Origin of the sequence: Sulfuricurvum sp. PD_MW2 (genome assembly GCF_002633015.1) — a bacterium.
Lineage (GTDB): Bacteria > Campylobacterota > Campylobacteria > Campylobacterales > Sulfurimonadaceae > Sulfuricurvum.
Genome location: NZ_NSIU01000012.1, coordinates 59,477 through 70,839 on the forward strand (window position 1 = coordinate 59,477; position 11,363 = coordinate 70,839).

Annotated in this window: 14 protein-coding genes; 13 read left to right on the top strand and 1 reads right to left on the bottom strand. The window is 40.3% G+C overall.

Translation table 11 applies throughout. From position 1 onward, the window contains the following. Positions 1–44 precede the first annotated feature (44 nt). From CJD30_RS07095 to mrdA, 13 genes are all read left to right on the top strand, one after another. Positions 45–899 (top strand): NAD(+)/NADH kinase, encoded by an 855-nt coding sequence (locus CJD30_RS07095; protein WP_294917818.1) that lies wholly within the window; start codon positions 45–47, stop codon positions 897–899. Continuing rightward, positions 899–2,440, top strand: coding sequence for an AAA family ATPase (locus tag CJD30_RS07100; protein ID WP_294917821.1), 1,542 nt, complete (start codon positions 899–901; stop codon positions 2,438–2,440). Before CJD30_RS07095 ends, CJD30_RS07100 begins: the two co-directional genes overlap by 1 nt. After that, positions 2,437–3,213: a TatD family hydrolase gene (locus CJD30_RS07105; protein ID WP_294917823.1), complete on the top strand. Its 777-nt coding sequence runs from the start codon at positions 2,437–2,439 to the stop codon at positions 3,211–3,213. The genes CJD30_RS07100 and CJD30_RS07105 overlap by 4 nt, the downstream gene beginning before the upstream one ends. An 18-nt stretch (positions 3,214–3,231) precedes the next feature. Then, complete coding sequence (locus CJD30_RS07110; protein WP_294917825.1) at positions 3,232–4,449, top strand: lytic transglycosylase domain-containing protein; 1,218 nt, start codon at positions 3,232–3,234, stop codon at positions 4,447–4,449. Then, positions 4,442–5,248, top strand: a complete 807-nt coding sequence (locus CJD30_RS07115) for a septal ring lytic transglycosylase RlpA family protein (RefSeq protein WP_366722934.1) — start codon at positions 4,442–4,444, stop codon at positions 5,246–5,248. Before CJD30_RS07110 ends, CJD30_RS07115 begins: the two co-directional genes overlap by 8 nt. Before the next feature lie 2 nt (positions 5,249–5,250). Next, the gene (hisB, locus tag CJD30_RS07120) at positions 5,251–5,823 is read left to right on the top strand and encodes an imidazoleglycerol-phosphate dehydratase HisB (RefSeq protein ID WP_294917827.1); all 573 of its coding nucleotides are present in this window, start codon (positions 5,251–5,253) and stop codon (positions 5,821–5,823) included. After that, a complete protein-coding gene (locus CJD30_RS07125; RefSeq protein ID WP_294917829.1) occupies positions 5,820–6,311 on the top strand; it encodes an HAD hydrolase family protein in 492 nt (163 codons plus the stop codon). Before hisB ends, CJD30_RS07125 begins: the two co-directional genes overlap by 4 nt. Then, a complete protein-coding gene (gene lptC, locus CJD30_RS07130; RefSeq protein WP_294917832.1) occupies positions 6,312–6,821 on the top strand; it encodes an LPS export ABC transporter periplasmic protein LptC in 510 nt (169 codons plus the stop codon). A gap of 10 nt (positions 6,822–6,831) precedes the next feature. Beyond that, on the top strand, positions 6,832–7,323 hold the full coding sequence (lptA, locus tag CJD30_RS07135; protein ID WP_294917834.1) for a lipopolysaccharide transport periplasmic protein LptA: 492 nt from the start codon (positions 6,832–6,834) through the stop codon (positions 7,321–7,323). Next, positions 7,320–7,937 carry a ribosome biogenesis GTP-binding protein YihA/YsxC gene (gene yihA, locus CJD30_RS07140; RefSeq protein WP_294917836.1) on the top strand — a complete coding sequence of 206 codons (618 nt, stop codon included), beginning with the start codon at positions 7,320–7,322 and terminating at the stop codon, positions 7,935–7,937. The genes lptA and yihA overlap by 4 nt, the downstream gene beginning before the upstream one ends. Further along, the gene (locus CJD30_RS07145; protein WP_294917838.1) at positions 7,928–8,389 is read left to right on the top strand and encodes an N-acetyltransferase; all 462 of its coding nucleotides are present in this window, start codon (positions 7,928–7,930) and stop codon (positions 8,387–8,389) included. The genes yihA and CJD30_RS07145 overlap by 10 nt, the downstream gene beginning before the upstream one ends. Positions 8,390–8,523: 134 nt before the next feature. Next, positions 8,524–8,811, top strand: a complete 288-nt coding sequence (locus CJD30_RS07150; RefSeq protein WP_294917841.1) for a hypothetical protein — start codon at positions 8,524–8,526, stop codon at positions 8,809–8,811. Continuing rightward, on the top strand, positions 8,808–10,637 hold the full coding sequence (mrdA, locus tag CJD30_RS07155; protein WP_294917843.1) for a penicillin-binding protein 2: 1,830 nt from the start codon (positions 8,808–8,810) through the stop codon (positions 10,635–10,637). Before CJD30_RS07150 ends, mrdA begins: the two co-directional genes overlap by 4 nt. Before the next feature lies 1 nt (position 10,638). Here mrdA and ybeY read toward each other — a convergent pair whose 3' ends face one another. Further along, positions 10,639–11,061, bottom strand: a complete 423-nt coding sequence (gene ybeY / locus CJD30_RS07160) for an rRNA maturation RNase YbeY (RefSeq protein ID WP_294917846.1) — start codon at positions 11,059–11,061, stop codon at positions 10,639–10,641. Between the last annotated feature and the right edge of the window lie 302 nt (positions 11,062–11,363).

An 11,363-nucleotide genomic window follows, 5' to 3' on the forward strand; every position in this document is an offset into this window, starting at 1 on the left:
TTTCATTTTTGTTATAATAGAAGAAAAGAAAAAGGGGCAAAATATTGAAATTAACTAATATTAATCGTGTCGGTATCGTTCTTCGCCCCTCAACACCAGAATTAAAAGATATGTTTTTTGAAGCGAAACGAATTTTTGAATCGCGTGGTATCGAAGTAATCATTGACAATCTCAGCGGTGGGATGATAGGCTCTATGGGGCAGCCTTTTGACATGATGTGTCAAAATTCCGATTTTATTCTGACCATAGGGGGAGACGGAACGCTCATATCAGCTGTTCGTCGTTCATATCGCTATCAACTTCCGGTTTTGGGGGTTCATGCCGGAAAACTCGGCTTTTTGGCGGATTTGGATTTTGCACAGTTAGAGTCGTTTGTGGATATGATGATCGAGGGTGAATACCGAATCGATCAGCGGGCTATATTGCAAGCTACCATTACTACATCGAGCGGTGAAACAACGATTTATGCATTTAATGATATCGTGCTCACCCGTCCTTCGATTGCAAAAATGATCAGCTTGGAAACCTATGTAGACGGTCGAAGTTTCAATACCTATTTTGGTGATGGTGTTGTTATCTCTACACCTACGGGCTCAACTGCCTACAACCTTTCAGCGGGAGGACCCGTTTTGTTTCCGTTGACTCAAGTATTTGCATTGACTCCGATATGTCCTCATTCATTGACACAACGTCCTGTTGTTTTACCGGGTCATTTTGAAATCGAAATGAAAACACCCGATCCCTCTGCATTAGTGATCGTAGACGGTCAAGATATGGTTGAAATCAGTGATAAAGATACGGTTCACATCAAACTAGCCGGTGGTGCAGCACATTTGATCCACAGTAAAGAATTTAGCTATTTTGAAGTACTTAAAGAGAAATTGGGATGGGGTAATTAATGATCGAGCGCTTTTATCTAAAAGAGTTTTTGACTTTTAAAGAGGCCGCATTGGAGTTTCATCCGGGATTGGTTGTTTTCACCGGTCCCAGCGGTAGCGGAAAGTCTATTTTGATGCGTTCTATCCTAGCTTCAGTAGGTTTGGATAGTGTGGAAGCACAGGTCTGTGAATCCTCTGTCGGATGGGAAATTGATGAAGAACGCTATGGCATTGAGAATGATTTACCAAACATTTTTCGTCACGTTAAAAAAGAAAAAACACGTTATTTTATTAACAACCAAAGTACTTCGAAAAATTCTATGGAATCGATCAGTTCAGGGTATTTAAGACATCTGAGTTTAAAAGACTATAGTGATTTTGAGCCTTCTGCGCTTTTGGATCTTATCGATAATCGTATCCGCATTAAAAACTCTGAGTATGGATCACTTTTAGCTATTCATAAAACGCAGTATCAAGAATACAAGATCTATGCAGATCAGTTAAAAACGATAGAAGAACAAGAAAAGAATTTATCGGATCTCAAAGAGTTTGCACAATTTGAAATCAATAAAATTGATGCGATAAAGCCACGCATAGGGGAAGATGAAGAGCTGACACTGATTAAAAAGCAGCTCTCCAAAAAAGAAAAAATCGAACAAGTAATTTCTCAGGCCAATTCAATTTTTGCTTATGAAACTGCTGTCAGCTCTGCGCTAGGACTTCTTGAAACTGATAGTGCTTTTTTTGATGATGCGATGAATGAATTGCGAAATATTTTTGAAAGTGCGTCGGAACGTTTAGAAGAGCTTGAAGATATTTCGGTAGAGTCGATATTGGACCGTATTGAACAAATTGCAGAATTGAAACGACGGTATGGCGGTGTAGAAGAAGCGTTGGAATACCGTGATAAAAAAAAGAGTGAGATTGAGTCTTATGAGAGTATTGAACACTCAAAAGATGAGTTAATCAAACAGATCGATTCGCTGAAGCTTGCGTTGGAACAATCGGCTCAACGCCTCTCCGGCTATCGTCATGAGATACTTGATGAAACATTGAAAAGCTTGAACGGCTATTTGGGGATGCTTTATTTGAGAGAAGCGACTCTTTCTTTGGAACATACTCCTCTTGGGTCGACTGGATCCGATAAGGTGATACTGGGTCTTAGCGGGACAAAACTTGATAAACTGAGTTCTGGTGAGTTCAACCGTCTTCGTTTAGCATTGCTTGCTGTGGGAGTAGAGAGTTTAGAAAAGAACGGCGGTGTTTTGATGCTTGATGAAATCGATGCCAATTTGAGCGGTGAAGAGTCGATGAGCGTTGCAAAAGTACTTCGTCACCTCTCGACACGCTATCAGATTTTTGTGATTTCTCATCAGCCCCAGTTGACCTCGATGGGAGAACAGCACTTTTTGATTTATAAAGATCATGAAAGTCGTGTTCGTGAATTAAACAATGATGAACGGGTTGAAGAGATTGCCCGAATCATCAGCGGAGATGCCATCAGTGATGAAGCCCGAGGTTTTGCACGAGACCTATTTGAACGTTCACGAGGATTAGCATGATTATCGATACACATATCCATTTAGACGATGAGCGCTATCGAGAAGATTTTGATCTTATGTTACAGCGTGCCTATCAGGAGGGAGTTGAAGCTTTTATTATTCCGGGTGCCCATCCAGGTACGTTAGATCGAGCTGTTGAACTATCTGAACAGTATGAAAATATCTATTTTGCGGTTGGTGTACACCCTTATGATATGGAGCATGTTGAGATGCTAGAGTGGGAAAAATATGCTGCTCATCCAAAATGTGTTGCTATCGGTGAATGCGGATTGGATTACTTTCGCCTAGAGGGATCGGAAGAAGAAAAGAATGAAGAAAAAAAGCGTCAGGATGATGTTTTTCGCCAACAAATACGTTTTGCAAAACGTATCAAGAAACCGCTTATTGTTCATATCCGGGATGCCAGTCATGATGCCAAGATGGTTTTGATAGAAGAGGGGGCTGATGCTGTTGGGGGAGTGCTTCACTGTTATAATGCGGACGATGAGTTACTCGCATTGGCAAATTACGGCTTTTATTTTGGAATCGGCGGTGTTGTGACATTTCAAAATGCAAAAAAACTGGTCAATATACTTCCCCGTATTCCCTTAGACAAATTATTGATCGAAACGGATGGCCCTTATTTAACACCGCATCCCCATCGCGGAACAAGAAATGAACCTGCATATACCCGTTTTATTGCGAATAAAATGGGGGAACTTTTGGGGATGGATGTTGCGCAAATAGAGTCTTTAACCTCAGTCAATGCAAAACACCTTTTTAGATTGAGGTAATGCAGTTATGGAGGGGATATGAAGCGTCGATTATTGCTGATACTTTGTATCCCGCTATTGCTCATTGCAGGTGGATTTGATCCAAATGATCAAAAAAAACTTGACGTTCTTCGTCATTTTGACATACCTCCATACTATTTAAAAGATCCCTACTTACATGATGCCTACGATCAGAAAAAACGTGAATGTACACTTCAAGGAATTACAGATATCACGGAAGGGGGAGACGTTTTCATCCCCTTATTGTCTTCTTTGATCGCTCAGTCGGATTTGCCCAGTGAATTTTTATTTGTCGTTTTGATAGAATCGCAGCTAAGCGGTAATGCCACGTCCTCTAAAGGGGCTGCTGGGCTATGGCAGTTTATGGAGAGTACCGGAAAACTTCAAGGATTAGCAGTTAATCAGTTTGTTGATGAACGGCGTGATCATATCAAATCGACCCGTGCTGCTACTGCCTATTTGAGCAGTTTAAAAAAGCAATTCGGAAAATGGTATTTGGCATTGATTGCATACAACTGCGGTGATGGAAGATTGAATCGTGCAATTCAGAGAGCGGGAACAATCGATATACGTATATTAACGGATCCTAAACGGGCGTATTTGCCTCCGGAGAGCCGAAACTACATTCGAAAAGTGGTTGCTTTGGCTTTATTGGCGACCGATGATGTCTTTATTACCAAACTACAATATGATGCTTATTCGGATGCTCCAAAAGATAACCCGATCGCAACGGTATATTTGCCAGAAGGGGAGAAAATAGATCGGATTGCTGCCGTACTTGAAATGCCGAAGAAAAAGTTATTAAAACTCAATACCCATTTGAAAAAAGGGGTTACCCCTCCAAATCAGCAAGCCTACCCTGTGTATATACCTCAAGATAAATTGGATGAGTTTCGTCAAAAATATCGACCAAAAGAGCTTAAAGGGTATTTCGTTTTAGACAGAGTAAAATCCGGAGAGTCACTTGAACAGCTTTCCAAGCGCTATAATGTATCAAAAACGTCGATAATGATGGAAAATATGATCGGAGACGATGAACGCAATATCAATCGGCATGTTAAAATTCCAATAAACAAACCATTTCTTATGAATCCGCGTATCCACAAGGCAAAATCAGGTGAAACCGTCGCTTCAGTCGCGAAACTGTATAATATAACAATAGAACAGTTGAAATCAAAAAATCCTTTTATATCAAATACGCTTTATGAAGGGGAGGAAGTAAAGATTGGTGATTAAATCCTTCATAACAATTCTGATCGTTTTATTCGGTGGATGTACGATGAAATCCGGATCGTATTCCTATCAGCCATCAAAACCGTCTCAAAAATATCCTTCTGAACAATTGTCCTCAAAAGCGTCTACCATTTACAAAAGTAATGGTGAGTATCAAGCAACAATGCGTCCCTATACCGTTTTCGGTAAAGAATATTATCCGACAGTCGTTCATGTCGGAGATACTTTTAGTGGAAGAGCAAGCTGGTATGGCCCAGATTTTCATGGCAAATCGACCTCAAGCGGAGAAGCTTACGATATGTATGCCCTTACCGCTGCACATAAAACATTGCCGATGAATACGGTCGTGCGGGTAACCAATAACGATACGAATGCTCAAACTATCGTTCGCATCAATGATCGTGGCCCCTTTGTTGATAATCGTATCATCGATCTCTCCTATACTGCAGCAGAGCAGATCGGTGTTGTAAAGAATGGAACGGCGCTGGTAACATTGGAAGTTTTAGGATTTGAACCGGCATCAGCCCGAACTATCGATATGCAACGAATTGCCAAAGGACCCAAAGAGAGTGTCTTGACAAACTTCTTTGTTCAAATTGGATCGTTTGAACGCTTTGAAGGGGCAAAAATAACAAAAGAAAAATACACATCTTTTAATGGGTATTCGGCAATCATAAAAGATACACAGTATAATAACAAACGTCTATTTCGTGTCTGGCTTGGCGGATTCAAAAGTGAAGCTGAAGCTCGCGATTTCATTTCACGGGGCTATTTTGAGGGCTCCTTTATCATAAGGGAATAATGATGATTCAAAAAAAACGAACAACTAAAGAAACCGATATCGATTTGTCACTTCAAATTTGCGGTGAAGGTAAAAGTACCGTTTCAACGAAAGTGGGTTTTTTGGATCATATGCTTGAGAGTTTTGCTAAACACGCTCAAATTGACCTCTCTGTCACATGTGTGGGTGATGTTCATATCGATGATCACCATAGTGTAGAAGATATTGGGATTGTTTTAGGACAAGCGTTGCGTGAAGCTATCTATCCGATTGAAAAAGTAGAACGTTTCGGGAGTGCAACGATTGTTATGGATGAAGCGGCAGTGTCGTGCGATCTTGATTTGAGCAACCGCCCTTTCTTGGTCTACGATGTTCCGGTATCCGGAAAAATAGGATCTTTTGATACCGAATTAGCCGAAGAGTTTTTTCGGGCGGTAACGTTTAATGCCGGCATTACAGCCCATATCGTGATGGTACGGGGTAAAAATAAGCATCATATCATTGAAGCGGCGTTTAAATCCCTTGCCGTAGCGCTTCGTCGTGCTTTAGCTCACAATGATCGAGCCGGAGTACCGAGTACAAAAGGGGTTTTATGATTAAACTCCTTATTTTGGATGTCGATGGATGTATGAGTGATGGCAAAATCATTTATACTGCTGATGGTGTAGAACTCAAAAATTTTAATGTCAAAGACGGATTTGCTATTAAAGCATGGGTTAAAATGGGGCACAGTGCTGCGATTATCACGGGACGTGATTCGTCTATTGTCGCACATCGCGCTAAAGAACTCGATATTGCTCATCTCTATCAAGGGGTAAAAGATAAACGTGCCGTTGCAATGCAGATGTGCTCAGAGTTAGGAATCGAAGCACATGAGGTTGCAGTCATCGGTGATGATCTAAACGACTACAATTTGCTTCAATGGGCTGGTCAAGCTTATACTCCAAATGACGGATCGGATTATCTTAAATCGTTTGCAGAAGTTTTGGATCGACGAGGCGGAGATGCGTGTGTGAGAGAAATGATCGAAAAAGTGATTCGCCGCAACGGTGAAGAAGAAAAATTTTTGGCTTTATGGATTTAAATGTCGATTAATCTTTTTTTTCTTTTGCTGGTCGGATTGCTGATGGGAATGTATGGTTATTTTACTCCGGATTACACGATGCTGGACAAAAATAAAGAGATTCCTCAAATCGAACTTTCGAATTTTACACTCTATGAAATCTCACAAAAAGGGATTGATCGCATTCTAGAAGGGGATGAAGGGAAAAAATTCGAAACGCGGTATGTGATAACGTCAGCGAAATTTAGCGATAATACGAAAACCTTATTTCATTCTATTCGTTCAGATCATGCCGATTATCAGAATGATCTTTTAAAAGTGGACGGAAATGTCCATTATGCTCGTCAAGACGGTTTGGAATTTCGTTCGAAAGAGGGAACGTACGATGCGAACCGCTCTTTGATTCAGACTCAAGGTTCTTTTGTTATTACTCAACAAGCAAATCGTGTTACGGGAACAACACTCAAATACAATACGAAACAAGATACTGTCAGTGCTGATCGAGTATGCGGTATTTATCAATTAAAATAGGAATTAGACTATGCTACGAAAATTACTTTTTTTATCCCCTCTTTTTGTGACACTCTTGTGGAGTGAAGAGCTCAAAGTAATCTCTGATAATTTTAAGGGAGATCAACAAAAGGGGATCTCCGTTTTTACCGGTAAAGTAAAAATAACGAAAGGTTTAGACGAGCTGAATGCATCAAAAGTGACGATCTATACCGATAGTGAGAAAAAACCGATTAAATATTTAGCGGAAGGGGATGTCTCCTTTTATATTGTGACGGAGATGAATGAAAAATATCGCGGAAAATCTCAAACGGCGATTTATCTTCCAAATGCCAATGAATATCAATTTTTTCAAAAAGTCGATTTGCTTCGCTTGGATGACTATCGACGAGTTAAAGGGGATAAGGTAATCGTGAATACCGTTGCTGGGAATGCTTCTGCTGAAAGTGCCAACCAAGAACCTGTTGTTATGATTTTCACCTTGCAAGACAAAAAAACAAAAGAAAAAAGCCCTACGAAATGATAGAGATCATTGATTCTCACTTTGTGACCTCCGCGCCGAATATACGTCTTGCACCGGAAAATGAATTTCAAAACGAAGTTGCCTTTATGGCACGTTCCAACACCGGGAAAAGCTCGTTACTCAATTCATTGACACAACGAAAATCGCTGGCAAAGGTTTCTGCCACACCGGGGAAAACGCGCCTTATTAATTATTTTGATGTAGTATTCGCTGATCGTGACGAAAATGCCCGCTTAAGTGCAAAGTTTGTTGATTTACCGGGATTTGGGTATGCCAAAGTCGCTAAGTCATTAAAAACCGACTGGGAGAAAAATCTAACCGATTTTATTGCCGAACGGAAACAAATTCGGATCTTTGTCCATCTCATCGATTGCCGTCATCCTGATTTGGCAATCGACCGTTCTGTAAGTGAGTATTTGGAAGATATCTGTACTCCGGATCAGACAATAGTAACGATTTTTACAAAAATCGATAAACTAAACCAAAAAGAGCTCTCTGAACTAAAAAAACGTTTTCCGGAAGCATTAATGGTTTCGAATTCCAAACGTAAAGGTATTGATACGATTGTGAAATATTTCTATCAATTGCTTAAAGGTGATGATGTATGCACATAACCTATAAAAAACCGACACTGCTTGATATTCCTGCAATGCAGCAGCTTGTAGCGCCGGAAATTGAGAGTGGGGTTATTTTGCATCGAAGCAATGATGAAATAGCTACCAATATCCGCTCATATTTTTTAGCTTTGGATGGAGAAAAGCTGGTAGGGTTTGTCGCATTGCATATTCATTCTCCGCTCTTGGCGGAATTGCGTTCTATGATTATCGATCCAGCGTACCGTGGAATGAATATTGGAAGTACTTTGGTTCAAAACGCTTGTGAAGAAGGACGTAGATTAGGACTAAAAGAGGTTTTGGCATTGACCTACCAACAGCGCTTTTTTGAACGGCTTGGATTTTTTGAAATTCCTAAAGAATCAATTCCAGAGCACAAGATCTGGGCTGATTGTATTAAATGTAAACACTTTCCCGTATGCAACGAAGTTTCGCTGATCAAAACGTTATAAGTCAACTTTTTATCGTTGTACTTTTTATCGGATACATTAGTTTAAGCAGTATCTATTTATTGATGCCCCCTTTGTTAGCAGTTTTGTTTTTTGCATATCATAACGCGCTAAGTAAACATAATCTTTTTGGACTTATGATTATTATGGTGATGCTTTTGGTCTTAGAAGCTGAAAAAGGGTTTTGGTTTGGAAGTACTGTAGTGTTTTTTACACTCTTGTCTCGCTATGTTATCCCTAAAATTGAACAGATTATTCGATGTAGAGCATGTATGGCTGCTATCTTTGTTGGACTCGCATATCCCCTCTATTGGTTTTTTGTTTGGTTTGTCAATAAACTTTTTTTGCTTAGTTTGCCTCAAATAGACTGGCATATACTCCTTTATATGGTGATTGAATTTATGGTAATTGCGGCTTTAATATGAAAATAAAAATATTAATAACATTATTCATCATTATTTGGATCGGACTGATTGTCAGAGTTTTTCACCTAGCGGTTCAATCCAATGACTATTATGAGTCTCTTTCTGAAAATAATAGTATAAAATCAGAGCTTACTGCGCCTGTACGGGGTGAAATTCTGGATCGAAATAATGAGCCGGTAGCGATCAATGAGTTAGGTTTTAAAATAGCATTCGCTCCCCATTTGACAAAAGGAAAGGACCGTACACTCCTAGATAAAGAGATTGCGTATTTGCGAACGATGATCCCTACGCTGGATGCTGATAAAATTGCAAAAACGTATATACAGGAAGATTCGTATTACAATCACTCATTTATCGATGTTGTCGATTTTATTTCCCATGAAACGATTATCCCGTTATACTCCATTTTGAATTTGCGCGGAACCGTTAAAATTTCGCCTTCTCCGAAACGTCTTTACCCTTACGGATTGGTTGGAGCTCATCTGATCGGTTACGTTGCAAAAGCGAATCAAAAAGAGATAGATGCCGATTCCTCTTTAAAATTATTGGGGCATGTCGGTAAAAACGGTATTGAAAAATACTATAACGGTTATCTTCAAGGGGTTGCGGGAGAGCGCCGTATCAAAGTAAATGCTCACAATGTGGAAATCGAAGAGATAGGACGAAGCGCAACACAAGAGAATCATAATCTTGTGCTCAATTTGGATATGCGACTTCAAAATTTTATAACTCAGGCCTTTGAAAAACGGGTTGGAACGATCATAGTTATGGATATCCACGGTGCAATTTATGCCGCAGGAAGTTATCCTGAGTACGATTTAAACACATTTGTATCGGGAATCAGCCCTGAAGAGTGGAATGCGTTGATGACCAGTGTCGATTCCCCTTTTACCAACAAAATGATTAACGGTCTGTATCCTCCGGGCTCAACAATTAAAAATAATATGGGTCTCCTCTACATCACGTCGGGTGTTTGGAATGAAAATACGACGATCATGAGTACCGGATCGATGCGTTTAGGAAATAGAACCTTTCGTGACTGGAAGAAAAATGGTCACGGAGCAACAAATATTACCAAGGCAATTGTTGAGAGTTGTGATGACTATTTTTATCAAGGCTCGCTTCAAGTCGGTATCGATCGGATGAGCAACGGTATATTCAGAATGGGTCTTGGGAAAAAAACCGGTATCGATTTGCCAAATGAGTTTATCGGTACGGTTCCAAGCCGTGCATGGAAGCGGGAAAAATTCCATAAACCATGGTTTCAAGGTGAAACGCTCAATACATCGATCGGACAGGGAGATTTACTGGTTACGCCAATGCAGATTGCACAGCAGACGGCTTTGATGGCGACTGGGCTTCTACCGGTGCCTCATATTGCAAAAATGATCGGCAACACCCCCAATACACCGGTTCCATTGGATGTTTTAACACCTCAAGAGAAAGCAAAACTGCCGATCATCCAAAATGCAATGCGAGGTGTATGTAACGAGCCTGGAGGTACGGCTAGAGCATATGTTTCTACCCGTTTTCCTATAGCCGGAAAAACCGGGACGGCGCAAACAACAGGGATTAGCCAAACGGTCAAAAACCGTCTCAATGAAAAAGATATGGAGTACCTCAAACGATCACATGCATGGTTTACTACGTATGGACCGGCTGATAATCCGCAATTTATCGTAACGGTAATGGTTGAGCACGGTGGACATGGCGGAGAAGCAACGGGGGGAATCGTATCGTCGATTTATAATAAACTGGATGAATTAGGATACATCAAAAAGCCAAAGCCTGCGAGTGATACGGCTTCGGTTCAAGTCACTCCGTAAATCATTCTTCAAGTGTTCTAACAATTAGGCTCTTTGGAAGAGAAAATTTTTCGATTAATTCGATCTCTTTTTCCCGCATTTCGCCGTTATCGACTTCATGGTCGTAACCCAAGAGATGGAGCATGCCGTGAATAAAGAGGAGGGCGAGTTCGTCACTATCGCTGTGTCCGAGTTCATGAGCAACACTTTGGACTTTGTTGATACTGATGACGATACTGCCAAGCGGTGCACCGGGAAACGGATCACTGGGAAAGCTGAGCACATCAGTGGCTTTGTCGATGCCGCGAAATTCTCGGTTGATTTCAGCTATTTCAGCATTATCGGTGAAGATTAGCTCTATTTCTTGTTTTGTAAGGGTATCTGCGATTTGCTCTAAAACAGAGAGATCGTAGGAATATGTGGTTCGGTTATCAAGTTCTATCATAGCGGTATTGTAGCATAAGCTCTAAAAATTTATAAAAGTGCCCAAAATAGGGCTTTTAAATAACCCAAAATAGGAAAAAAGTCGGTCACTGACAAACCGAAAACGTACCAATATGGCAACGGTTGCCATGAAGGTTGCCACGAATCACTCGATTTATATAGAAGAAATCACACAACCTAAGCCGAATTACAAAATCCCCAAAAATTGGGCTATAGTTAACTAGTAGGAGAGAAATATTATGCATTTTTTTTATGAGCTAATATTATTTTTTAATTCTATTTCGTTACAATGCTTTCTAAGAT